23 protein-coding genes are annotated in these 24,671 nt (G+C 62.9%); 13 read left to right on the forward strand and 10 right to left on the reverse strand.

What is annotated here, in order from left to right; all coding sequences use genetic code 11:
* The first annotated feature begins 3 nt into the window (after window positions 1–3).
* Window positions 4–2,088, forward strand: a complete 2,085-nt coding sequence (locus NLY37_RS16155; protein ID WP_023741056.1) for a membrane protein — start codon at window positions 4–6, stop codon at window positions 2,086–2,088.
* 44 nt (window positions 2,089–2,132) lie between these two features.
* On the opposite strand, the gene clpS is transcribed toward NLY37_RS16155, so the two are convergent.
* The 4 genes from clpS to NLY37_RS16175 form a co-directional block, all read right to left on the reverse strand.
* The gene (gene clpS, locus NLY37_RS16160) at window positions 2,133–2,438 is read right to left on the reverse strand and encodes an ATP-dependent Clp protease adapter ClpS (RefSeq protein WP_023670006.1); all 306 of its coding nucleotides are present in this window, start codon (window positions 2,436–2,438) and stop codon (window positions 2,133–2,135) included.
* A gap of 133 nt (window positions 2,439–2,571) precedes the next feature.
* Window positions 2,572–2,919, reverse strand: a complete 348-nt coding sequence (locus NLY37_RS16165; RefSeq protein WP_023713954.1) for a hypothetical protein — start codon at window positions 2,917–2,919, stop codon at window positions 2,572–2,574.
* Window positions 2,920–3,075: 156 nt separating this feature from the next.
* A complete protein-coding gene (locus NLY37_RS16170) occupies window positions 3,076–3,306 on the reverse strand; it encodes a hypothetical protein (protein WP_023741055.1) in 231 nt (76 codons plus the stop codon).
* 39 nt (window positions 3,307–3,345) lie between these two features.
* Complete coding sequence (locus NLY37_RS16175; protein ID WP_023683677.1) at window positions 3,346–3,648, reverse strand: hypothetical protein; 303 nt, start codon at window positions 3,646–3,648, stop codon at window positions 3,346–3,348.
* Window positions 3,649–3,906: 258 nt separating this feature from the next.
* Here NLY37_RS16175 and NLY37_RS16180 point away from each other — a divergent pair, with 258 nt between their 5' ends.
* From NLY37_RS16180 to NLY37_RS16190, 3 genes are all read left to right on the forward strand, one after another.
* Window positions 3,907–4,623, forward strand: coding sequence for a response regulator (locus NLY37_RS16180; protein ID WP_023670002.1), 717 nt, complete (start codon window positions 3,907–3,909; stop codon window positions 4,621–4,623).
* Window positions 4,620–6,029 (forward strand): ATP-binding protein, encoded by a 1,410-nt coding sequence (locus NLY37_RS16185; protein WP_023683676.1) that lies wholly within the window; start codon window positions 4,620–4,622, stop codon window positions 6,027–6,029. Before NLY37_RS16180 ends, NLY37_RS16185 begins: the two co-directional genes overlap by 4 nt.
* A gap of 93 nt (window positions 6,030–6,122) precedes the next feature.
* Window positions 6,123–6,527, forward strand: a complete 405-nt coding sequence (locus tag NLY37_RS16190; protein WP_023691602.1) for a YciI family protein — start codon at window positions 6,123–6,125, stop codon at window positions 6,525–6,527.
* Window positions 6,528–6,545: 18 nt separating this feature from the next.
* On the opposite strand, the gene NLY37_RS16195 is transcribed toward NLY37_RS16190, so the two are convergent.
* Both NLY37_RS16195 and NLY37_RS16200 read right to left on the reverse strand, forming a co-directional pair.
* The gene (locus NLY37_RS16195; protein ID WP_023701549.1) at window positions 6,546–8,021 is read right to left on the reverse strand and encodes a pyridoxal phosphate-dependent decarboxylase family protein; all 1,476 of its coding nucleotides are present in this window, start codon (window positions 8,019–8,021) and stop codon (window positions 6,546–6,548) included.
* Window positions 8,022–8,040: 19 nt separating this feature from the next.
* On the reverse strand, window positions 8,041–9,126 hold the full coding sequence (locus NLY37_RS16200) for a PLP-dependent cysteine synthase family protein (protein WP_023691604.1): 1,086 nt from the start codon (window positions 9,124–9,126) through the stop codon (window positions 8,041–8,043).
* Between the two features lie 215 nt (window positions 9,127–9,341).
* Here NLY37_RS16200 and NLY37_RS16205 point away from each other — a divergent pair, with 215 nt between their 5' ends.
* On the forward strand, window positions 9,342–11,357 hold the full coding sequence (locus NLY37_RS16205) for a transcriptional regulator (RefSeq protein ID WP_031203841.1): 2,016 nt from the start codon (window positions 9,342–9,344) through the stop codon (window positions 11,355–11,357).
* A 97-nt stretch (window positions 11,358–11,454) separates the two neighbouring features.
* On the opposite strand, the gene choV is transcribed toward NLY37_RS16205, so the two are convergent.
* The 3 genes from choV to NLY37_RS16220 form a co-directional block, all read right to left on the reverse strand.
* The gene (choV, locus tag NLY37_RS16210) at window positions 11,455–12,636 is read right to left on the reverse strand and encodes a choline ABC transporter ATP-binding protein (RefSeq protein ID WP_023669996.1); all 1,182 of its coding nucleotides are present in this window, start codon (window positions 12,634–12,636) and stop codon (window positions 11,455–11,457) included.
* On the reverse strand, window positions 12,633–13,487 hold the full coding sequence (choW, locus tag NLY37_RS16215) for a choline ABC transporter permease subunit (RefSeq protein WP_023669995.1): 855 nt from the start codon (window positions 13,485–13,487) through the stop codon (window positions 12,633–12,635). The genes choV and choW overlap by 4 nt, the downstream gene beginning before the upstream one ends.
* A gap of 136 nt (window positions 13,488–13,623) precedes the next feature.
* Entirely contained in the window at window positions 13,624–14,559 is a 936-nt protein-coding gene (locus NLY37_RS16220; RefSeq protein WP_023686157.1) for a choline ABC transporter substrate-binding protein, read from the reverse strand.
* A gap of 237 nt (window positions 14,560–14,796) precedes the next feature.
* On the opposite strand from NLY37_RS16220, the gene NLY37_RS16225 reads away from it, so the two are divergent.
* The 6 genes from NLY37_RS16225 (at window position 14,797) to NLY37_RS16250 (ending at window position 21,587) form a co-directional block, all read left to right on the forward strand.
* On the forward strand, window positions 14,797–15,408 hold the full coding sequence (locus NLY37_RS16225) for a thymidine kinase (protein ID WP_023683669.1): 612 nt from the start codon (window positions 14,797–14,799) through the stop codon (window positions 15,406–15,408).
* Between the two features lie 14 nt (window positions 15,409–15,422).
* On the forward strand, window positions 15,423–16,601 hold the full coding sequence (locus NLY37_RS16230; protein ID WP_023691608.1) for a glycosyltransferase: 1,179 nt from the start codon (window positions 15,423–15,425) through the stop codon (window positions 16,599–16,601).
* Window positions 16,602–16,685: 84 nt separating this feature from the next.
* A complete protein-coding gene (locus NLY37_RS16235) occupies window positions 16,686–17,069 on the forward strand; it encodes a c-type cytochrome (RefSeq protein ID WP_023734985.1) in 384 nt (127 codons plus the stop codon).
* A 321-nt stretch (window positions 17,070–17,390) separates the two neighbouring features.
* Complete coding sequence (locus tag NLY37_RS16240) at window positions 17,391–18,479, forward strand: hypothetical protein (RefSeq protein WP_023669990.1); 1,089 nt, start codon at window positions 17,391–17,393, stop codon at window positions 18,477–18,479.
* Between the two features lie 27 nt (window positions 18,480–18,506).
* Complete coding sequence (locus NLY37_RS16245; protein ID WP_023741053.1) at window positions 18,507–19,652, forward strand: hypothetical protein; 1,146 nt, start codon at window positions 18,507–18,509, stop codon at window positions 19,650–19,652.
* Window positions 19,653–19,676: 24 nt separating this feature from the next.
* Complete coding sequence (locus NLY37_RS16250) at window positions 19,677–21,587, forward strand: ATP-binding protein (RefSeq protein WP_023741052.1); 1,911 nt, start codon at window positions 19,677–19,679, stop codon at window positions 21,585–21,587.
* A gap of 68 nt (window positions 21,588–21,655) precedes the next feature.
* Here NLY37_RS16250 and NLY37_RS16255 read toward each other — a convergent pair whose 3' ends face one another.
* On the reverse strand, window positions 21,656–21,793 hold the full coding sequence (locus NLY37_RS16255) for a hypothetical protein (protein ID WP_023701543.1): 138 nt from the start codon (window positions 21,791–21,793) through the stop codon (window positions 21,656–21,658).
* A 127-nt stretch (window positions 21,794–21,920) separates the two neighbouring features.
* Here NLY37_RS16255 and NLY37_RS16260 point away from each other — a divergent pair, with 127 nt between their 5' ends.
* Both NLY37_RS16260 and NLY37_RS16265 read left to right on the forward strand, forming a co-directional pair.
* Entirely contained in the window at window positions 21,921–23,225 is a 1,305-nt protein-coding gene (locus NLY37_RS16260) for a DUF6638 family protein (RefSeq protein WP_023683664.1), read from the forward strand.
* A 16-nt stretch (window positions 23,226–23,241) separates the two neighbouring features.
* On the forward strand, window positions 23,242–24,366 hold the full coding sequence (locus NLY37_RS16265; RefSeq protein ID WP_023686165.1) for a DUF2333 family protein: 1,125 nt from the start codon (window positions 23,242–23,244) through the stop codon (window positions 24,364–24,366).
* Window positions 24,367–24,671 lie beyond the last annotated feature (305 nt).

Raw genomic sequence — 24,671 nt, forward strand, 5'->3', positions numbered from 1 at the left:
CCTATGAACTGGTCGATTTCCTTCGAACCGCTGCTGTCCTGGCCCTTGCTGGCTTTGGTGCTCGCACCGCTGCTGGTGCTGGCGGCTGTCGGCTTGTGGTTTCGCCAGCGCGGCGCGATCTTCCGCTTCGCGGCGCTGATTGCGCTGGGCGCAGCACTCCTCAATCCGGTCTTCCTCGATGAGGAGCGCGAGGCGCTGAAGAGCGTCGTTGCCGTCATCGTCGACCGCAGCCAGAGCCAGGATATCGGCGACCGGACCAAACAGACCGACGAAGCGCTTGCCGGTTTGCAGCAGCGCCTTGGCCGCTTCAAGCAGTTCGACGTCCGCGTCGTCGAGGCCGGCAAGTCGGAAGCCGCCGACGAGCGCACCGAGACCAAGCTTTTTGCAGCGCTTGAAGGCGCTTTCCGCGACGTGCCGCCCTCGCGCATCGGTGGCGCCATCATGATCACCGATGGCGAGGTGCATGACGCACCGGCCGCCCCCGACTTCAATGCGCCGCTGCACGCGCTGATCACCGGCAACGAGCACGAGAAGGACCGCCGCATCCGCTTCGAGAACGCGCCACGCTTCGGCCTCGTCGGCAAGCCGCTCGACATGACCTACCGCGTCATCGCCACCGACGGCGAAACCGGCCCGGTCGATGTCCGCGTCTCGGTCAATGGAGAGCAGGTCGCGGTCGAAGAAGCGACCATCGGCCAGGCGATGCCGCTGCAGGTGACCATCCCCGGCGCCGGCCGCAACATCGTCGAACTCTCTATTGACCGCGAGCCGGGCGAACTGACCGACGCCAACAACCGCGCCATCGCGCTGATCGACGGCATCCGCGAGAACTTGCGCGTGCTTTTGGTTTCCGGCGAACCGCATGCCGGCGAGCGCACGTGGCGCAATCTGCTGAAATCCGACGCCTCGGTCGATCTCGTCCATTTCACCATTCTGCGGCCGCCGGAAAAGCAGGACGGCACGCCGATCAACGAACTGTCGCTGATCGCCTTCCCGACCCGCGAGTTGTTCGTCGAGAAGATCAAGGATTTCGATCTCATCATCTTCGACCGCTACCAGCACCGCGACGTGCTGCCGATCCTCTATTACGACTACATCTCCGAATACGTCGAAAAGGGCGGCGCGCTGCTGATCGCCGCCGGGCCGGAATATGCCGGCGACTCCTCGATCGCCCGCACCCCGCTAATGTCGTCGCTGCCGGCAATGCCGACCGGCGAAGTCATCGACAAGGCCTTCTATCCGCGCCTCACCGATCTCGGCCAGCGCCATCCGGTGACGCGCGGCCTCGACGGCTCGGCGACCGAGCCGCCGCGCTGGAGCCGCTGGTTCCGCACCATCGGCGTGCAGAACCCCGAAGGCGAAGTGGTGATGAAGGGCGCCGACAACCGCCCGCTGCTTCTGCTCGATCATAAGGGCGAAGGCCGCGTCGGCATGCTTCTGTCCGATCAGGGCTGGCTATGGGCGCGCGGCTTCGAGGGTGGCGGGCCGCATGTCCAGCTTTACCGCCGCATCGCCCACTGGCTGATGAAGGAACCTGAACTCGAGGAAGAGCGGCTGACCGCCGACGGCCGCGGCATGATGCTGGAAATCCGCCGCCAGACGATGAGCGACGATCCCGGCCCGGCGCAGGTGATCACCCCTTCGGGCAAGGCGCTGATCATCAAGCTGGAGAAGTCCGAACCCGGCGTTTTCCTGGGCAGCATCGAGACCAAGGAGATCGGCCTCTACCAGATCGGCAATGGTGACCTGACCGCACTCGCCCATGTCGGCCCGGTCAACGCGCCGGAATTCTCCGACGTCGTCTCTACCGAGGACCGGTTGAAGGCTCCGACTGAGGCCACCGGCGGCAGCGTGCGCCGGCTGGCGGCCTCCTCCACCCTTGGCCAGCTCACCGGCAGCGTCACCCTGCCCTCCATCGTCCCGGTCCGCGCCTCCGGTGCGGCCTCGGGCGCAGACTGGATCGGCCTGCGCAGCACCGACGACAGCGTGCTCAAAGCCGTCTCGCGCGTACCCCTGTTCGGCGGCTTCCTCGGCCTTTGCCTGCTGCTGCTGGCCATGGGCGCGATGTGGTACAGAGAGGGAAGGTAAGGATCCCTTCTCCCCGTCACTATACGGGGAGAAAGACGCTCAACCTACTCCTCCGGCTCCGTCGTAAACAGCAGCGGGTACCCCTTGGCCTTGGCCGCGTCGACGGCCCGTGTCGCCTTGGTCTCGGCGACATCCCTGGTGAAGACGGCAACGACGCAAACGCCGAGCCGGTGCGCGGTGATCATCACCCGGTTAGCCTGGTCTTCGCTGAGCTTGAACTCGCCCTTCAGCACCGTCACCACGAATTCGCGCGGCGTAAAATCGTCATTGATGAGGATGACCTTGTAGAGCTTCGGCCGCTCGGTCCGCGGCTTGGTCTTGGTGCGGGGTTTGGAACTGATTTCAGGCATCGGGAACCGGTATCGCGCGAGGGGTCGCTCTCACTTTGTCATGGGGGAAAGCCGTCGTCCATTTTGATCGGCGCGCCAAACCGGCTTCCCGGAAGTGCTGCCGTTCACAAATTTAGGAAGTGTATGCTGCGGTTCAACGGCCCTGGCGATTGGCGACGCGACGAGCCTGGAATTGCCGTGCGCTGGATGCCGCATCCGGCCTTGATCCGGCCGCCTTGTATTCGACCCAGGCGACCGCGAGCCAGCCGAAGAAGCAGGCCAGCGCCGCGCCGGTGATCACGGTAAGCAGCAGGCTTTGCCATGGTGTGATGTATTGCCAGCTGCTGGAGATTGCCGGTGCAAACAGCGACGGCTCTGTGCGCCCGCTCACCGGATCGGGCACCGGGCTGGCGGTGAACTGGATCAGCACCCTGACCATTGCCGAGGCCACAAGGCCGCCGATGGCCATCGAGCGCAGAATGGATGAAAGCCGCTTCTTCATGCGGGCTATCCTACCGGACCGGCATTGCAAACGTGTTAAAGTCCTGGGTGGCCGGCACCCATCAACGGGTAATCATGCACTCACACGACAAGGCCGCTCCAGCCGGGGGGGGTGCTGGAGCGGCCTTGTTACAGACAAGCCTGTTGGCTGTCTGGATCAGGACTTCGGGGCGTCCGTCTTGACGACCTTCTTCGCCTTCTTGTGCTTCTTGACGGGCTTCTTGGCGACGACCTTCTTCACCGGGGGCTTGGCGGTCGTGGTCGCCGGAGCGGTGGTCGTGGAAGCAGCCGGAGCAGCGGTCGTGGTGGCAGCGGCATTGCCCAGAGCCGGCATTGCGAAAGCGAGAGCGACGGCGAGACCGGTGGCGGAGAGGATGGACTTTTTCATGGCTTCATTTCCTTCTTTGTGCGGGTCGAGTTTCGAGTGTCACTGAACCGGGTCGATCGGTGTCACTCCAAGCAGCTTCAAAGCGTTCGCGAGCATCCGGATACCCTGTGCCTGTTTCTTGTTGGCGCAGAACCGGTTTCCCTTTCTTTGCAGTGCTTTCGCCGCGGTGACCTGCGTTGCCGCGGCATGGGTTTCAAGGGCTTCGTCTACCTGGCGATTGAGATCGATGCAGCGCTCGCTCCTTGTGATCGGCGTCACCTTTGCGGTTGTGGCTCCGACCGCGGCTGTGACGAGCGGAATGCTGAGCAGCGCACCCATCAAGCTGATCGTGAACCTGTGCATTGGTGATGTCCGTTACTCCGGAGACTTCGCGTCGCAGCCGATGTCCTGACCGCCACGGCACCCTTTATGCCCTTGATTTTTTTCGGGAGTTTTTCCGGACTATAGAATTTTGTTTCTGAATTGTTTCTGGCAAATCGGCTTTGCGGGCGATCATCGCCGCTGGCCAACATGTGGCCAGAATTCTATCGTGTGGGTGACGCCACAGAAGCAGACTCAGAAGGCAGCCGCCGACCGGCCGCCAGCAATGACAGGATCGCCGTGAAATCCGATGCGCACATACTGATCGTCGACGACGACAAGGGCATTCGCGACCTGCTTCAGGAATTCTTCCAGAAGCGCGGCCTGCGCACCACGGTTGCCGCCGACGGCGTCGAGATGGAAGACATACTGCGCCGCACGCAGGTAGACCTGATCGTGCTTGATGTGATGCTGCCAGGAAAGAGCGGGCTGGAGCTCTGCCGCGACCTGCGCGCCAGCTACTCGACGCCGATCATCATGCTGACGGCGGTGACCGAGACCACCGACCGCGTCGTCGGCCTGGAGATGGGCGCCGACGACTATGTGCCCAAACCCTTCGATCCGCGCGAGCTGCTGGCCCGCATCCGCGCCGTTTTGAGGCGCAATGGTGCTGCTGAGCCGAAGCGCGCCACCACCAAGCAAATCTACCATTTCGCCGGCTGGACGATGGACTGCTCGCGCCGGCGGCTGATGGCGCCGGGCGATGTCAGGGTCGAGCTGACGATGGCGGAGTTCAACCTGTTGCAGACCTTCGTCAAAAGCGCGCAGCGCGTGCTCACCCGCGACCAGCTCATCGAGCTTTCCGGCGGTGACAGCGACTATTCCTTCGATCGCAGTATCGACATCCTGGTCAGCCGTCTCAGGCGCAAGATGGAAGACGACCCCAAGACGCCGAAACTGATCCTGACTGTGCGCAGCGGCGGCTACCAGTTCCTGCCCGAGACCACCTCCGAATGAGACGTTTCCTGCCGCAAACCCTGCCGGTCTGGGTTTTGCTCATCGTCATTGCCGGCCTGCTGATCAGCCAGGTCGCCACGCTCTACATCGTCTCGCGTGATCGTGCCGTCGCCAATGACGAGGTCGATCTCTACCGGCTTAACGACCGCGCCTATTCGCTGGTGCAGCTGATGCATGACGACACGCCGGAGCAGCGCAAGCTGACGGCCTCCGGTCTGTTCAACGCCACCTATGCGCTCACCGTTTCGGACACGCCCGCGGTCACCTCGTCGATCGCCGGCGACGACGAACTGGCCGAGCTCGAGGACATTCTGGTCGGGCGGCTGTCGAAATTCGGCATCACCGACGCCCGCGTCCGGCGCGATCCGGCAACCCAGGCAGCCAACGCGCCTGGCGGTGTGGCCGTGACCAAGGATGTTGGCGCGGTGGAGCGCGACCTGTTATCGCTGGCGGCCAGCTTCGCCCAAAGCGACAAGCTGACGGCCTCTGTCCGCTTCGCCGACGGCCAATGGCTGAATTTCACCGAGCCCAACACGCCGGTCGGACCGATATTGAGCTTCGACAGCCTGCCGCTCTATTCGCTGATCGCGGCCCTGGTGGTGATCATGTCGATCTGGTCGCTGCGCCGGCTGACGGCGCCCTATCGGATGATGGAAACGGCGGTCAACCGGATCGGCACGGATCTGAAGAGCCCGCCGATCGCCGAGACCGGCAGCCGCGAAATCCGCGCCGCGGCCAAAGCCGTCAACGCCATGCAGGTCCGGCTGCGCGACTATGTCGAGGACCGCGAACATCTGGCCGCCGCGCTCGCCCACGATCTGCGCACGCCGCTGACCCGCATGCGGCTGCGCCTCGAACTGTTGCGCAGATCGACCGCGCGCGAGGCGCTGGCCCACGACCTCGCCGACATCGAGAGCATCGCCAGCTCCGTCATCGACTTCGCCACCTTCGAAGTCACCGAGGAGAAGAGCGAGCGGATCGATTTCTGGTCGCTGGTGGAATCGATCGCCGACAGTTTCGAGGACGTCACGTTCGACCATGACGGCGCCAGGCCGCGTGGCATGATCTGCATCGCGCGACCGGTGGCGCTGAAGCGCTGCGTCAACAATCTGGTCCAGAATGCCGTGACCTACGGCAAGAAAGCCCATGTCAGCCTGCGGCAGTCGGACGGCACGGTCACGCTGGTCATCCGCGACGAGGGGCCGGGCATACCGCAGGCGCAGCTCGACCAGGTGTTCGGTTCCTTCGTGCGGCTGGAGCAATCGCGCAACCGCCAGACCGGCGGTCTCGGCCTCGGCCTGACCATTGCCCGCAACATTGCGCGTGCCGCCGGCGGCGATGTCAACCTGTCCAACCGTCCCCGCGGCGGCCTGCTGACGGAGCTCAGCCTGCCGCTGGCGGCATGAGGCAGCAGACTAGCGTCTCGATGGGCACCGGGGGTGGATCAGCCAACCCAACCTTGCAATAGTGCAGCCGCTCGAACAGGAGGAGATCGCCGCATGTTTTACGCCATCCTGGCCTATCACGTCGAACAGACCATCCAGTCCCTGACGCCGCAGCAGGATGCGGCGCTGATGCACGACCTGCTCGAAGTCAACGCCAGGCTGACCCGCGAAGGCAAGCTCGGGCCGGCGGCAAGACTGGGCGCGACCGCCGACGCCGTGACGCTGCGCGGTCCGGGCGAAGGCATCGTCATCGACGGGCCGTTTGCCGAGACCAAGGAACAATTGCTGGGTCTTTATGTCCTCGACTGCGCCACGCAGGAGGCGGCGATTGCGGCTGCGCGCGACTTGCGCCGCGTGAATCCCTCGGCAGTCTACGAAATCCGGCCGATCACATTTTACCTTCCCGGCGTGACGTTTCCCGCTACGGAGGGCGATTTAAAGGAGGCCGCCAGCGGCTGAGAACTACCCCATGGCCGGTCAGGCAGAAGCGATCTCGTTGACCAGGCGGACCGTTTCGGCGACGAGAAGGTCGAGATCCTCGCGCCGGGTCCGGTGGTTGTTGATCGCCACCCTGAGGCAATGCCGGCCTTGCACCGTGGTATCGGAAATGGCGGCGGTTCCGTCTTCCTGCAGCCTCAGCATGATCTCGGTGTTGAGCGCTTTCGCGCGCTCGCCATCGAGACCATCCGCGCGATAGCGGAAGCAGACGATGTTGATGCTGGTCGGCGCCGTCAGTTCGAGCGCTGGTTCGGCCGCGATCAGCCCTGAGAGATACTGCCCCTGCGCAATGTTCTGGTCGATCAGGCGGCCGAATTTTTCGACGCCGTGTTCTCGCAACGCCATCCACACTTTGAGTGCCTTGAAGCCACGTGTCGTCTGCAGGCCATAGTCGTGCAGCCATTGGCCGGAGGCCAACCCGCGCGGTGTCGATTCCAGATATTCCGGCGTCACCGCGAAGGTCTTGCGATGCGCCGAGGCATCCCTGACCAACGCGCAGCCTGCCTCGAACGGCGCATGCAGCCATTTGTGCGGATCGAGCGCGATGGAATCGGCCCATTCGATGCCGGCGACGCGATGTGCATTCTCAGGCGCGATCGCGATCAGCGCGCCGATGCAGCCGTCGACATGGAACCAGAGGTCCTCCTCATGCGCCAGCTTGGCCAGCGCCTGCAGATCGTCGATGGCGCCGGTGTTGACAGTGCCGGCGTTGCCGATGATGCAGGCCGGCTTGAACCCGGCCGCGCGATCTTCCGATATCGCAGTCCTCAAACCTTCAATGTCGATGCGCAGGCCGGCGTCGCTGGCAATGCGGCGCAGCGCCTTGTTGCCGAGACCGAGCGCTTCCATCCCCTTGCGGTGACAGGAATGGACCTGGTCCGAGCCATAGAAACGCAAAGGCTTTTCGATTGCTCCAACGCCGTGCTCGCGCACGTCGATGCCGGCCTTGGTGTTGCGCGCCACGGTGAGCCCGATGATGTTGGCCATCGAGCCGCCGCTGACCAGCGTACCGCTGGCCGAAGCCGGCATGCCCATCATCTGCTTGCACCAGTCGACCACCTGGCCGTCCATCAGGGCGGCGGCATGGTTGCCGCCGCCGAGATTGGAGCCCTGGATTGCCGCCAGGAAATCGCCGATCGCGCCGGTAAAATTGCTCGACCCCATATACCAGGACCAGAAGCGCGGATGGATGTTGCCCATCGGATAGGGCATCACCTTGTCCACGACATCGCCATAGATGTCGGCAAGCGGGGTCGGCGATTGCGGCAGCGAGGCGGTGAAGAAATCCCTCACATCTCCAGGCATCTCCTGCCACACCGGCCGTTGCCTGACATCGCGCAGGTAAGCGACGGCATCGTCAACGATCCGATGCGACAGGCTTTGCACATCGGCCCAGTCCGAGGGGTCAAGCGTTTCCTCGGCACTGGTAGCCGAGTGTCCAGGCATCGCGTCCATGCAATTTGCTCCCGCGTCATCATGCCGGGAACTGGCAACCGGGCGTCGAGCGCGAGAGAGCAAGCTCTTCCGCATTCATCTCGGCCTCGATGCCGTCGAACAAAGGCGTGGTCATGTAGCGTTCACCGGTATCGGGAAGCATGCACAGGATCACCGATCCGGCCGGTGCCGTGCCGGCGATCTGGCGCGCCACGGCAAAAGCCGAACCGCCGGAAATGCCGGTGAAGATGCCTTCCTGCTGCGCCAGCGCCTTGGCCCATTTCATGCCCTCCGGCCCGGCGATCGGCATCACCTCGTCATAGAAGTTGCCATCGATGGCCTCCTGCAGGACGTGCGGGATGAAATCCGGCGTCCAGCCCTGGATCGGGTGCGGTTCGAAGGACGGATGGCTGGCGGCCGGCGCTCCGCCGGCGCCACGCATCTGCGGCTTGCCGCTGCCGACAAGCTGCGCGTTGGCCGGTTCGGTGAGCACGATCCGGGTCTCAGGCCGCTCGCGGCGCAGCACCCGCGCCACGCCGGCGACGGTGCCGCCGGTGCCGTAGCCGGTGACGAAATAGTCGAGCCGCGAGCCGGCGAAATCGTTGACGATCTCGCGTCCCGTGGTTGCTTCATGGATGTCGGCGTTGGCCTTGGTCTCGAACTGGCGGGCCAGGAACCAGCCATTGGCTTCGGCCAGTTCCACCGCCTTCTTGTACATGCCGAAGCCTTTCTCGGCGCGCGGCGTCAGCACCACCTTGGCGCCCAGCATCCGCATCAGCTTGCGGCGCTCGACCGAGAAACTGTCGGCCATCGTCACCACCAGCTTGTAGCCCTTCTGCGCACAGACCATGGCAAGACCGATGCCCGTGTTGCCGCTGGTCGCCTCGACGATGGTCTGTCCCGGCTTGAGCGCGCCGGTGCGTTCACCTTCCTCGATGATGTTGAGCGCCAGCCGGTCCTTCACCGACGCAGCCGGATTGAAGAACTCGGCCTTGACGTAGATGGTCGCATGCGCCGGGCCGAGATTGTTGACGCGGATGACCGGCGTGTCGCCGACCGTATCGAGAATGCTGTCGAAAAGGCGGCCGCGGCCTGCCGTGGTTCTGATTTTCTGCTGATGCAACATGGGTAAACTCCTGGTTCTTGCTCACGGGCCGGTTACACACCGGCGGTTTGGGCGACGAGGTTTCGACACCTTGCCGCACTACAGGTCTTTGAAGTGCCACAATGTGGAAAGCACCACATTCGGCACACAATCTGCGAGCCGGGTGTGCACTTTGTCGCGTTCGGTGATAAAACAAGGTCCGGTGGGCAAGCGTGGGAAAAGGCGTGGAAACAGGCGTGGAATCGAGCCAGGCAAGCAGCCGGAAAGGCCTGTCTCTGCGGCTTTTCGGCCCGCTGGCGATTGTGCGCGACGCCGCTCCGGTGGCCTTGCCGGCATCGCGCAAGCTGCGCGCGCTGCTGGCCTATCTGGCGCTGGCGCCCCATCCGGTCGGACGTGGCAAGCTCTGCGAGTTGCTGTGGGACGTTCCAAATGATCCCAGGGGTGAGCTTCGCTGGTGCCTGAGCAAGCTGCGGGCCGCGCTCGACGAACCGGGCCGCGGCCGGATCGTAACCGTGCATGATACGATCGTGCTTGATCTCGACGGTATCTCGGTCGACGTGCTGGATGTTGGCGCGGCAACTGCCGCAGGCATCGAAACGCTCGAGCCGACGCGACTGCAGTTGCTCTCCGACCTGTTCGTCGGCGACTTCCTCGAAGGGCTGGAGATCGACCGCAGCCCTCTCTTCAACAGCTGGCTGACCGCGCAGCGCCGCCGTTTCGGTTCCTGCCAAGCTGCTATACTGGAACATCTGGTCAAGACGCTGCCGGCCGATTCCGAAGACGTCTCCGCCCATCTCGAAAAATGGCTGGAATTGACCCCGTTCGACAGCAGCGCCCATGTCGCACTCCTGGTGAGGCTGGCGCGGCGCGGCCAGTTCGGCGCCTGCGAAGACCATCTTGCCGCTGCGGCATCGCTCTTCCAATCGGAAGAGCTGGATTTCGGCCCTGTGCGCCAGGCGTGGCTTGCCATTCGCGCGGAACGTCACTGCGCGACTTTGCCGGCACAGCCTGCGGTAGCGCCGGTGGCGGGCCACAGCCCGATCGCGCGTGCCCCCACCGAAGCCGCGGCGCCCCACAAAGCTTCGCTTGCCGTGATGCCATTTGCCGAAGATGCCGGCGGCGTTTGTGGTGGGCTGGCCGACGGCTTGACCCACGACATCATTACCCGCCTCGCCAAGCTCAGGGACTTCTTTGTAATCGCCCGGGGCTCGGTCTTTGCGCTGGCAGAAAAGAACATCGCGCCGGAAGATGCCGGCCGCAGGCTGGATGTCGACTATGTCGCCACCGGCACGGTGCGCAGCCTGACCGGCCGCCTGATCGTCACCGTCGAGCTTGTCGAGGTGCGCACGGCCAGGATCGTCTGGGCCGAGACCTTCGAGCGCAAGCCCGAGGACATCTTCATTGTCCTCGACGATATCGGCAACAGCATCGTGGCCTTCATCTCATCCGAGATAGAGATGGTCGAGCGCAACCGCGCCATGCTGAAGGCGCCCAATTCGCTCAATGCCTGGGAGGCCTACCATCGAGGACTCTGGCATATGTATCGCTTCACCCGCAGCGAAAACGAGCAGGCCAGGCATTTCTTCGGCATCGCACTGCAGCAGGATCCGACCTTTACCCGCGCCTATGCCGGCCTGTCCTTCACCCATTGGCAGAGCGCCTTCCAGCGCTGGGGCGACCGCGACCAGGACAGCGCGCTTGCCTTTGAGGCGGCCGGCCAGAGCGTTTTGGTCGACGATCATAATCCCGCCGCGCACTGGGCGATGGGCCGGGCGCTGTGGCTGCGCGGCGAGGGTGATGCGTCCGTGCTAGAACTGCAAAGAGCCGTCGACCTCAGCCCGAACTTCGCGCTTGGCCACTATGCGCTGTCCTTCGTGCATTCGCAGTCGGGCGACCCGCACGCGGCGATCGGATCGTCGGATCATTCGCGCCATCTGTCGCCGTTCGACCCGATGCTGTTCGGCATGCTGGGCGCACGCGCCATGGCGCATGTCCGCCTCGGCCAGTTCGACGAGGCGGCCGAATGGGCGCTGAAGGCGGCCGCCCGCCCCAACGCACATGTCATCATCCTGTCGATCGCCGCCCACTGCCTGGCGTTGGCTGGGCGGCTGGACGAGGCGAAAAACTTCGCCGCCGCCATCCGCAAGACGCTTCCGGATTACCGAGCCGACGACTTCATCGACACCTTCCGCTTCGACCGGGATGCCACAGCCCTGTTCAAGCTCGGCGCCACGCGCATCGGGCTGGCTTAGAGCATGATCCCAAAAAGTGGGTACCGGTTTTTGGAAAAGATCATGCTCCAACAAAGGGTTAGATCATGATGAGATTTCAACCAAATCTCATCATGATCTAGCGCCGCAACACCGCGCTCAGCACATCGCGTATCCCGATCGCGCCGACAAAGCGCGACTGGTCGTCGAACAGCGCCACGGGTGCCGTCTGCGAGCGGTGCATGGCCAGCATCACCGTCTTCAGCGAGGTCCCGGGGTTGGCCCAGAACACTTGCGCCGTCTCCTCCGGCTGCGCCTCGACATCGGCGCACGACACCCATACCGCCGGTTTGCCGTCGCGTTCCGCCGCCGCCACCAGCCCGTGCTCGTCGATCTTGAAACGCGTCGTCTTGCGCCGGTCGAGCCACACCCAGCCATTATCGCCGTGCTCGAGGTCGCGGCTGTCGCGCATGACGTTCCAGGCGGTCAGCACCGACAACGGATTCACATTGGCGATGAAGTCGCGGACATAGTCATTGGCGGGCTTGAGCACGATGTCTTCCGGCGCCCCGGTCTGCACGATGCGACCGCCCTCCATGATGGTGATGTGGGTGCCGATCTTCAGCGCCTCTTCCAGATCATGGCTGACGAAGATGATGGTCTTCTTCAGCTCCGCCTGCAGCTGCAGCAATTCGTCCTGCAGCTTGGTGCGGATCAGCGGATCGAGCGCCGAGAACGGCTCGTCCATCAGCAGGATCGGCGCCTCGGTGGCGAAGGCACGGGCCAGGCCGACGCGCTGCTGCATGCCGCCGGACAGCTCATGCGCGTATTTCTTCGACCACTGGTCGAGATTGACCAGTTTCAGCTGGCGTTGCACGCGCTCCTTGCGCTCTTGCTCCGGCACGCCGGCGAGTTCGAGGCCGAGGCCGACATTCTCCTCCACCGTACGCCAAGGCAGCAGGCCGAACTGCTGGAACACCATCGCCACCTGCTTCTGCCGCAGCCGCCGCAGCGTCGCCTGATCGCAGGTCACGACATCGACGATATTGTCGCCGTCCTTGACCAGCACCTGGCCGCGCGACACCACGTTGAGCCGGTTGACCGCCCGCAGCAGCGTCGACTTGCCCGAGCCGGACAGGCCCATCAGCACCGAGATTTCGCCCTCATGCACGGTCAGGCTGGCGCCGGCGCAACCCAGCACATTGCCGGTCTTTTCGAGGATTTCGGCGCGCGTGGCGCCGCCGTCGATCAGCGCCAGCGAACCGGCCTGGTCGGACCCGAAGACGATATCGACATTCTTGAAGTCAACGGCGACGGTCATTTCTTGCCTCCAACGCCGATACGCGTCATCCGGTCGAGCACGATGGCGAGTACGACAATCGCCAGGCCCGCCTCGAGCCCGAGATCGATGCGGCGCGAGCCGAGCGCGCGGTTGATTTCAGTGCCCAGGCCGCCGGCGCCGATGAGTGCTGCAAACACCACCATCGACAGCGACAGCATGATCGATTGCGTCAGCCCGGCCATGATGGTCGGCAGCGCTGAGGGCAATTCGACCTTCCACAGCAGCTGCTGCTTGGTGGCGCCAAACGCCTCGCCGGCCTCGATGATCGACTTCGGCACCGAGACGACGCCGAGATGGGTGAGCCGGACCGCGGTCGGGATGACGAAGATGATGGTGACGATGAGGCCGGGCGCGTTGCCGAGACCGAACAGGGTCAGGACCGGGATCAGGTAGACGAAGGTCGGCAGCGTCTGCATCAGGTCGAGCACCGGCAGCATGATGCGGTAGACCTTCGGCTTGTGCGCGGCCCAGATGCCGAGCGGCACGCCGATGGCCATCGCCATGGCGGCGGCGGCCACGACCAGCACCAGCGTCTGCACCGTCTGCTTCCAGAGGTTCTGGTTGATGATGAAGATCAGGCCGAGAAAGACGCCTATGGCCAGCGGGCGCGAGCGCTGCAGCAGCCAGGCGATGATGGCGATGATCAGCGCCAGCAGCACCGGCGGCACCATCAAAAGGATGCCAACCAGCCCGTCGAGCAGGAAATTGAGGCCATTCGAGAAGGCTCTGAACACGGTGTCGAAATTGTCGGTGAGGAAACCGAAGAACGCCTTTCCCCAGGCGCCGATCGGTATCTTGTGATCAACCATGAATTTCGAAATCGGATCCATATCGCCCCTCTCATGCGAGAGACCGCCTGCTTCCGGCCTCCGCTGTCGTTAGGTCATCTTCTCACAGGATATGAAAAAGGGCAGCCTTTTCTAGATTGGCTGCCCTTCCTGGTTCGGCTTTGCCGAATTAGTCGGCTCAGCTTCCGAGCGCGGTCTTGACCGCCGCTGCCGCATCGCCGCCATCGAAGGTGGTGACGCCGGCAATCCACGGCGCAACCGCGTCAGGGTGCTTCTTCAGCCAGTCGGCTGCGACCGTGTTGGCGTCGCCGCCCTTCAGGATCGCGTCCATCATCTCGCCTTCCATGTCCAGGTTGAACTTCAGGTTGGCGATGAACTTGCCGGCATTCGGGCATTCGGTGGTGTAGCCCTTGCGCACATTGGTGTAGACGGTGGCGGCGCCGAAGCCGCTGTCGCCCATGCCGTCGAGATAGGTGAGCTTCATGGCGCCCATCACCGGATGCGGCGTCCAGCCGAGGAACGCGATCCACTCATTGTTCTTGATCGACTGCTCGGCCTGCGTCAGCATGCCGGCTTCCGAGGACTCGACCAGCTCGAAGCCTTCGAGATTGTCCTTCGGGTTCTTGATCATGTCGAGGATGATGCGGTTGCCGTCATTGCCCGCCTCGATGCCGTAAATCTTGCCGTTGAACTTGTCCTTGAACTTGCCGATGTCGGTCAGCGACTTGACGCCGGCCTCCGCGACATAGGTCGGTACGACGATGCCGTAGCCGGCGCCGGTCAGGTTGGTGCCGATCGTCTCGACCGAACCATCGGCGGTGTAGTCCTTGATGTCGTTGGTCATCGACGGCATCCAGTTGCCGAGGAAGACGTCGAGATCCTTGTTTTTCAGCGACGCCATGGTCACCGGTACCGATAGCTGGATCGTCTGCGGCTCGTAGCCGAGCGCGGTGAGCAGCACCGAAGCGACGCCGGTGGTTGCCTGGATGTCGGTCCAGCCGACATCGGAAAGGCGCACCGCCTTGCAGCTCTCCGGATCGCCGGCAAGTGCAGCGCTCGTGGACAGAAAAGTCGCCAGGCCGAGGCCGGCGACGAAGGTGTTCATACGCGACATTGGCAGTCTCCCATTGTGATTCTTTGGCGAAGCGTAGTTACGGTTTCTCTGCCCGCCTTGTTTCGTCAGCCAAACACCATTCTGGTGTGGTTTCAAGCGCTAAGACAATCACGATCAACGGCGCGGACTGGCCAAACAGCGACACGCCTGCCGCTTTTTCGATGGCAGACGGCTTTTCCCATGAAATGCAGCGGTGCCCTCTCCCCGCGCCGCGCCAACTCGGCTTAAAAGGACGGCATGGCCAAGCTCTACTTCCACTATGCGACGATGAATGCCGGCAAAACGACAATGCTGCTGCAGGCGTCCTACAATTATCGCGAACGCGGTATGACGACGATGCTGTTCGTCGCCGGCCACTACAGAAAGGGCGACACCGGGCTGATCTCGTCGCGCATCGGCCTGGAGACGGAGGCCGAGATGTTCCGCGACGGCGACGATCTCTACGCTCGCGTCGCCGAGCATCACGAACATACGACGGTGCATTGCATCTTTGTCGACGAGGCGCAATTTCTCGAGGAAGAGCAGGTCTGGCAGCTCGCCCGTATCGCCGACCGGCTGAACATCCCGGTGATGTGCTACGGCCTGCGCACCGATTTCCAGGGCAATCTGTTTTCCGGTTCGCGAGCGCTTCTGGCCATCGCAGACGATCTGCGCGAAGTGCGCACCATCTGCCGCTGCGGCCGCAAGGCGACGATGGTCGTGCGTCTCGGCGCTGACGGCAAGGTGGCCAGACAAGGCGAACAGGTGGCGATCGGCAAGGACGTCTATATCTCGCTCTGCCGCCGCCACTGGGAAGAGGAAATGGGCCGCGCCGCGCCCGACGATTTCATTGGCTTCACCAGAGGCTGAACGGCCGGGACAACATGAAAATTCTGCAGTTCACAGTCGATTGCCCGTTTCCGCCGGTCTCCGGCGGAGAGATCCGGAACGCCGCCAATGCACGCGCCCTGGCATCGATGGGCGAGGTCCTGACGGTAAGCCTGACTGGCGCCCCGGCACCCTCCACACCACCGAACATCCGTCACCGGATCATCGAGGCAGCGCGCGGCAGGGCGCCCTGGGGCAGGCGCAGCCCGCACCCGACCGTGCATATGATGCCGGACGACGAGCTGGCCGAAGCCGACGCCATCTGGAGGGAATTCGCGCCCGATCTCGTGGTGATCGAGGAGATCGTGCTTTCGCAGCTGCTGACGCTGGCGCCGAAGCATCGCGCGCGCACCGTCCTTGACCAGCACAACATCGATTCCCGGACGGTGTCCGACCGGATCGCCGGCCTGACGCTGTGGCAGCAAATTCGAGACTGGCGCCAAAACAGGCGAAGGAAGGCAGAGGCGCGCGAAGCCGACAGGTGTGCGGCTGCCCTGGCCGACCAGGTCTGGGTTTGTTCGCGGGCCGACGAAGCGCTTCTGTCCGCTCTCGGCCCCGTCAACGACGTCAGGTTCGTCGCCAACCCCATTCCAGACGAGAGCGTGCTTTCCCTGCCGATTGCTGCCGAGCGCTTCAGTGAGCTCAGCCTGTGCTTCATCGGGCATCTCGGCTACTTCCCCAACATCGACGCCGTCAAGCAGATCGGCCGCGCGATGGCGCCGCGCCTCGCCGCCTCCGGCCGGCCCTGGTCGATCACCGTCGCCGGCAGAAACCCGCGCGATGTCGTGCGCGGTCTATGCACCAGGCATGGTCTGCGGTTGATCGAGAACCCACCGCATCTGCCGGAATTGCTTGGGCGTGCCGGCTATGCGCCGATCCCGCTGCGCTTCGGCGGCGGAACCCGCATCAAGGTGCTGGAGGCGATGGCGGCGGGCCTTGTCGTCGCCGCCACCGAAAAGGCCGTCGAAGGGCTTGGCCTGCAGGCGGGCAGGCATTTCCTGTCCAGCGACGATGCCGGCAAGTTGGCATTGAAAATCATCGATCTCGCGACACGCCCGCAAGCGGCCGCCGAGATGGCGGAGATCGGCCGCGCTTTCGTGCGCGACAATCATTCGTCGGCGGCGATTGAAAAGCAGGTCAAGCAGGCGGTCGCGGCGATCCCGCGCACGGATTGAGCCCGGCTGCTATCCACCGGCATACGGCGTTTGTTAAGGCCTGCAGCCTATTTTGCCCTCAGCCAGAGCCAGCCGGGAACCGCCATGCTTCGAGCCATTTCATCAGGCCTTGTCATTTACTTGGCCGGTATCCTCGCCGCGCTGGCCGACGGCGATGCAGCACTTGGCAAGAAAGTGTTCTACCGCTGCATGGCCTGTCACGAGGCGGCAAGCGACCGCGACAAGGTCGGCCCGCATCTCCTCGGTATCGTCGGCCGCATCGCCGGCACCGCCCAGAACTTCAACTATTCGCAGGCCATGAAGGACGCCGGCGCGGCCGGCCTGGTCTGGGACGAAGCCAACCTCAAAGCCTATCTCGGCGCTCCCAAGCTGAAAGTACCCGGCAACAGGATGGGCTTCTCCGGCCTGAGCAGCGACGAGGACATCGCCAACGTCATCGCCTATCTGAAGGCCGATCCGAAGCCTTGAACGGCGCGATGCGTAGCGTGATGGCGACGGCTTCCGCCAGCTGTCTCGCGCTTGCAACTCATTGAGCCCTCTGTCGAATTCAGCACACCCACACTGTCCGAGATCGACTTCTTCGCAGCCGTCAAAGTTCAATGACAATTGAACAATACTTGGCCGGCTGGTTAATCACGCCATGACCCCGCCTTCATTGCCTTTCAAGACGACCAGGCATTTTTTTGTTTTCGGGGCGGGTCTTGTCTTGCGTCTTTCAATCCCCTGATACCCCACATATATTCGCCGCTGTTCGCAGCCAGCGACCGGAAGCCGAAGCGGGAGGCCCCTATGGCGACATTGCAGAATTTCGATGCCGAAATTGCCAAGACCAGGCAGGTCGTGCAGGACATGCGCTCCAAGATCGAGCAGTCCGGCACCGTGCTTGATACGCTGGCCACCGCCGACAAGAAGATCGGAGACGCCAATTTCGACATCGAGAATGCCCGCATCGAGGACGTGCTGAAGCAGCAGAAGGTGATGGAAGGCAACATCGCCGACCTGATCATCGGGCTGGAAGACGCCACCAACGTCTTCGGCACTGAATTCGAGAGCATGAAGAACTACACCGGCTGGGAAAGCTTCGTCGGTGTCTTCTCGGCGCAACGCAAGCAGCGCATGCGCACCGACCGCGTCCGCAACATGTCGCTGGCCGGCAATCTGCAGGAGCTTCTGGTCAAGTCCGACACCATCGTCGGCATCCTGAAAGCGCAGAAAGAGGTCCTCGACCAGCGCTACAAGACCTCGGAAAACAGCCTGTCGCAGGTGATCGAGCGCCGCAAGGTCACCATGACCAACCTCGAGGCGGTGCAGAAGCGCATCGAGGAGGTCAATCCGCTGCTGCTCGACATCGAAAACAAGATCGCCGCTTCTACCAGTCAGAAGGAGCGCACGCAGCTTGAGGGCGAGCGCTCGAAACTGGCGACCGAATACAATGAAAAGCAAGCCAAGGAGCAGGAGCTTCTGGCCGAGAGCCAGACGCTGGAACGCTACACCTCGATGTTCCAGACCTTCGTCGATTCGCTCAACAATCAGATCGCAGCCCAGTCGACGCTTATCAACAAGCTGACCATCGATACCGAGCAGCGCATCGTGCTCTACAAGGCACTGGAAGATTCCTTGAAGACCGCCGCCCAGCAGGATGTCGCCCACAAGATCAACACGCTGGGCAGCCAGGTTGACAACACCGCCGAAGAGACCATGGCCGGCATTGGCGCCGCCTCGCAAAAGCACATCGGCGATCTTCTCGAAATGCACGAGAAGAACATGGTCGCCAGCTCCGACATCCAGCGCCGCAAGAAGCTCGCCGACGACGCCTTCGCCCGCCGTTTCGACGACGTGATGAAGAAGCACAATTCGGCCAACTACGTGCAGTCGTAAGGAGCGGCTGCACGCGGGCACACCGGCATGACTCCCGAAAACGAAGCGGCGGCGCGCTATTTTTCCGCCATCACGGCGGCACTCAGCGGCCTCGAAGTGTTCATGCGCGACGACCGCTCGCCGCTTTACCGGCACGGCATCGTCGCCAAGATTGTCGCCGAATACATTGCCCGGCTGGACAAATCGTTTTCCTGCTGGCGCAACCGGCTCGGCTTCATGGACACGTTCCGCATTTCGCGCGCCGACAGCGGCTATCCCGTCTTCCAGAACCTGCTCGAACTGGAAAACGACCGCCGCCAGGCCGAGGCGCGGCTGGCCAACATTCCGCTGGCCGGCGAATTGCGCGAGGAAATGGCCGACTTCATCCTGCGCCACAAGGAATTCCCCGAAGCGCTGCAGAAGTCGATGGCCGAGCGGCTCTATCTCGAGGACGTCAAGAGCGAACAGACTTTTGGCCCGTTCTCGCTGGCGCAGACGGCCAAGGTCTCGGTCAATCCAAAGACCGGGCGCCCCTATTACCTCGTGCACTGGGCGAGCTTCGACGGCAGCGCCAACCTGCCGCTGGTCTACATGGTGACGGTGGAGGATTCCTCCGAAAGCATGATCCGGCAGCTCGTTGACAGCAGCGGCAAGCTCAATGAACGGGTCGACATCCCGCTGCCGGTGGACGGTCTGCTCAACCCCGAACTCGCCCATCGTTTCGACGATTTCACCGAGAAGAATTCCGCCTACACGCTTTCGCCCGCAACGATTGCGGTCAATCTCGACAAGGATTTCGAGCCGCTGCACCCCAAGCAGCTGCGCCGCGTCGTGCTCGGCCCCTTTTATTCCGCGGGCATTACCGACAACAATTCGACGGTGGCCGAAGTGCTGGCCAAGGTGCGCAAGCCGGAAAATGCCTGGCTGCTCACCTGGACCATCCAGGAGATCTACTCCAAGGGCGAGAAGCCCGGCCGCAAGGGCCTGTTTTCGAGCGAGAAGACGACGCAGGAATTCTTCATCAACACCGACGATCTCGAAGCTGCGCGCCAGGGCGTGTCGAGCTACGAGAACCACGCGCTAATCCCGCACGAAGCCTATCAAGCACTCTACGCCGCCGGCGAAGCTCAAAAGATCTTTTCCGGCTACAAGGTTCACATCCTGTCAAATGGGCAGGTGATTTCAGATGTCTGACCGTCACATCGCGGAGCATCCTTCATGGACACCGGCCTGACCACCATCCCGGAAGCCGCAATCGAAAAGCACCGCGCAACCGCGCAAAGCTTCATCACTCGCGTCGTCGTGCTGGAGGATCCTGCGCGCGAATCCGGCACAGCACTTGCCGGCACCAATCGCCGCTTTGTCTCGACAGTCTCGGTCGGCTCGGTGCGCCGTACCCGCGAGGTCGAGCTTACCAAGACCGTCGCCGCGATCCATCCCGACGACCAGTTGATGAGCATCCCGCAGCACACGCTTTTGTTTCGCGCCCGCCGCGGCCTGGCGATTGCGCTCGCCATTTCCGATGTCTTCGCCGAAGGCTCCGACCTTGAAAGCCTGCAGGCCAAGAACACCCGCGCACCGCTCGAAGGCGATGAAGCCGCGACCTTCAAGAAGCTTCTGTCAGCCTCTGCTTACGTTTCGGCCTTCAGCCTTGCCTCCTATCTGTTCCAGCTGATCGACAGCGATGGCGAGGCGCCCAACGATATCCCCGAACCCGACTTCCTGTTCGACACGCCGCAGGACGCGGTGAAGTCGATCGTGGCTGGGTTGGACAAGGCGATCACCGGGTCGAAGGACGATGGCGACCTGACGACCCGGGCGCGTGCTTTCGCCCGTGTTGCCATTGACGGGCTCTTGGCCCGTAAAGGCCGCTTCGACGGCATCGGCCCGTTCGAGAACGCCCATATCCGCATCGACGCCGACGATTTCACCCTCGACGGCTTCGACGTCGCGCCCGGCAAGCGCTCCAAGCCGCTGGTGATGACCTTCAAGAAGCCGGAAGAGGTCGTCGGCAACCACATTGCCAAATACCAGTCGGTCAAGCTCGCCAAGATGCTGATGGCCTATGATTTCGAGCGCGAGTTGAACCCGTTCGTCGAACTCGGGGGCTTCCTCTTCACCTTCATCGGCGACGGCGCGCCGGGCACCGGCAAGACGACGCTGATCCAGATGATCGCCGGCCTCGTCAACAATTATTGCCAGGTTGCCGGCTATCCCTTCGCCTATGAGAATTTCGGCGTCGACCAGATCTCGTCCTACCAGGGCAAATCCGGCCAGAATTGCCGCCAGTTCATCAACAATGTCTTGAACCCACGCGTCATCGGTTTCGGCACCGTCGACGACATCGACCAGGTGGCGGCCCGCCGCTCCGACGACCGCGCCTCGGCCGGCCAACAGGAAATCACCGGCGTCTTGATGGACGCCTTTGCCGGCGCCGGCACGGTGGTGCGCGGCAATTGCTCGTTCGGCATGTTTTCCAACTATCCCGAAAATGTCGACGATGCGCTGCGCCAGCGCGCCGGGGCCCGCTGGCTGGTCGACGGCCCACAGAGCCGCGACGACTATATCGACATCTTCGTCCTGCTTGCCGGCAAGAACCACAAGATCCCACTCGGCGACCACAAGCTCTACGCCGCGCAGGAGATCCAGCGCGCGGTGACCGAAGCCTATGAGGAGCACGAGAAGCCTCAGGAAGACGGGCTGATGAAGGTCTATGAGCGCTACATGAAGGAGAATGGCGCGCCGAAATCGATGGCCGACATCGGCACTTATCTGCACCTGATCAAGGATGCCGAGCCGCGCTTCACCGGCCGAGCCATCAAGAACGTCACCGACGCCATCAAGATGCGCGCCATGGACATCGAGCTGCCCGACGACTGGTTCGAGAAGCCGGAAGTCTTCATGCACAAGGGCTACGACGAAAAGAAGGCCATGATCGAGGAACTGCGGGGGCCGTTCTCGATGGACATGGTCATGCAGGAGATCAACCGCTACGCCGACTCGGAGTTCCGCTATTCCGACAAATCCGACGACGCCGCGGTGGAGAAGCTGCTGCGCGACGCACGCCTGCGCGAACGGGCGGGGCGCGAGATGGAGGAGATGAAGAAGAAGGGGCTCTGGAATGCGTGAACTTCCTTCGCTGCCCGCGGGTGCTGAAAGGCTTGGCGCTAACGCTGACGCCCCCCTCTCCCCGTCCTTCACGCGGCGAGGGCAAGGGTGAGGGGCGGCGCATGCGTGGACCAGAGATCGCTACGACCATACTGGCAGCTATCGAACAGCGCCTCGATCGGGACATCCGGACCAATGATCTTCGATTTATTGACGCCAAAGGCCATGGGGAGACATGTCCTTGAATGCTAGCGCTGCCCCTCACCCTTACCCTCTCCCCGTGAAGAACGGGGAGAGGGAGGCGTCAGCGTTGGCGCTTCGCCACAACAGGCAACGCCGCTCGGAACGTTCTGCATGAGCCACGCCAAAAAACCCGACCTTCTCCGCGACAATGAGCTGATCTACGGCCGCTTGCTCACCGTCGACGAGTCGCACCTCATCCAGCGCTACAACAAGGCGCTTGTTGCCTTCGGCCTCAAGCCCACCAAGCTGAAGAGCTTCCAGATCGACCGCACCGGCTTCTCGCCCGAAGTGGCCGAGGAATGCGGCGATTACGATTATCTCGACCCCAATGAGGTCAACCGCCGCTTCATCATCCTGACGCCTTCGCAGATCGATCTGCCGGTGGTGCACACCGCCTTTTCCAACACCTCGCAGCTGATGTTCGAGTTCATGTCCAAGAACCAGCGCGCCATCGATGCGCTGACCATCAAGGATGTCATCTACGGCGAGATCGAGGATTCCGTTCCCCTGGTCAACGACATCGAGGATCTGCTGTCGATCAGCCAGGTCGAGTTCCGGGTGCTTTCGGCCGAGGACGTGCTGGGCAAGGCCGCCGAACTCGGCAAGCTGGTCGACCGGCTGAAGCAGGAGCCCGATGCCTGGCGCGACAACACCATGCTGAGCCGTATGGTGGAGCTGGCGAAGGTCTGCGGCGATATCCGTGAGAATGCGCTGGTGCCCGACCAGGTGATCTTCCGCCACAACGCCTACTGGACCAGCCATTTCGGCGGCGTCTACGTCTTCGTCGATCCTGATATGACCACCGTCATCGGCGACCCGGCCGCCCCCGGCTTTCGCCGTTCGCGGCCCTGGCAGGTCAGCTATCTCTCGATCAACGATGCCGACAAGGTGTTCAAGTTCCTGGCCAGCACCGGCCGCATCGAATTGCCGCGCGCGTCATGGGTCGAAAGCTCGGGCTATCTCGAGCATCGCGCCGAGATGGTGGTGCGCTCTCTCATCCGCGACACAGAGCCGAACCGCAATTTGACCGAGGTCGACAAGGTCTGGCTGCAGACCTGGATCCATGGCCATGCCGATCTGATCACCAAGGACGGCAATTTCCCCTTTCTCAACGCCGCCAAGCGTGAGATCGCCCAGCTCGGCCATCTCAAGATCGAGGATGTGTTTCCGCAACAGCGCTTCCTGGTCGTGCGTGGCAAGCCCGACCATCCCGACGCCTGGCTGACCAACCAGCTGATCTCGGATTTCGTGCCGCAGGACTTTGTCTCGCGTTACGTCTTCAACAAGCCGGGCTTCTACAAGGACTATGACGGCTACAGCGACGCCTGGCGGTCGCATGTTGTGGACGTTCTGAAAACCACATATTTGAAAGACAAAGTGGCGTTTCGCACGCGCCTTTACGGCCTGACTGACTGAGGGGTGAACGAGAGCCATGCTTGATCCGATCGTGAATTTCTTCACCCGCATCTTCCAATGGATAGGCCGCGGCATCGGCCTCGTCATCGGCGCGATCCTGTGGCCGTTCCTCTGGGCTGGGCGCTGGTATACGCAGCGCGGCTGGATCCTGAAGGCTGTGGTCGGCCTCGCGCTTCTGGTATTGATCGGCCTCTACGCCAATTTCTTCTACGCCACCCAGTGGTGGAACAAGTTCGATCCCAACTACGTCGACAAATACACCTTCGAGAACCGCAACATTTCCGCCGGCGAACAGGTCGCGGCCGGCGCCGGCACCGACACCGCCAAGACCTGCGGCAATTCGGGCATCGCCCAGGTGGCGGCCGACCTGACGGACTTCAACGTCAACCAGAATGCCTGGATCTCGTCGATGATCCTCTACAAACTCGGCCTGTTCGGCATCGACTGGGACAACACGCCGTTCATGGACAACAAGGCCTCGTTCCAGCGCGGCATCAACCAGGCGGTGCGGCGCACCGCCACCGAGCTTGCCGACAATCTCGGCCGTGTCCGCACCACATCGCAGATCGACGGCGACCTGCAGGATGCGCGCGGCAATCTGCAGTTCGACGAGGAGACCTGGTATTTCGGCCTCAACCCGTTCGGCCCCAAGACGCCGACGCCGAGTTATTATCGCGATGCCGTCACCAAGCTGCGCTCCTTCAACGCCCGCCTCGGCAGCTGCCAGGCGACGTTCGATGCCCGCGCCGACAATCTGAAGCAGTATATCGACCGCATCTCCTCCGACATCGGTTCGACCTCGGCGATCCTCAAGGAGCGCGCCGAAAACCATAACAATGGCTGGTTCGACTTCCGCGCCGATGACCGCTTCTGGTTCGCCTATGGCCAGCTCTATGCCTATTACGGCCTGATGAAGGGCGCCCAGGCCGACTTCGAGGACGTCATCAAGGAAAAGCATCTCGGCAATCTGTGGGACACGATGGATGCGCAATTCGTCTCGGCCCTGCGCATCCAGCCCTTCATCATCGCCAATGGCCGCGAGGATGGCTGGATCATGCCGACGCACCTGACGACGATGGGTTTCTACGTGCTTCGCGTGCGCTCCAACATGGTCGAGATCAGCAACGTCCTGACTCAGTAGCGTTCACTGCTTTCCCGGCGAGCGATGGCGAATTTGCGCCGTCGCCTCTGTCGCATTCCGTGCATTGGGCGGCTGTTTTGAGACGGCGGAACGTCGCGTCCTCTGGCTTCTATACGGCGCGGCAACGGAGCCAGGAAGAACCGGCGACAGGTCGGCCGGCCGCGGAGACACTTTCTTCATAGGAAACATAGTTGCATGCAAGTTGACGCCGCGGCAGCGACAGGGTTAGAACATGCCCGCGCCCGGGTTCAACATGCCTGCGAGTGAGATCAAACCCGTCCCCTCCACCGTCCAATCCGAAGGAA

It is taken from the genome of Mesorhizobium sp. C395A (assembly GCF_030323205.1).
Classification (GTDB): domain Bacteria; phylum Pseudomonadota; class Alphaproteobacteria; order Rhizobiales; family Rhizobiaceae; genus Mesorhizobium.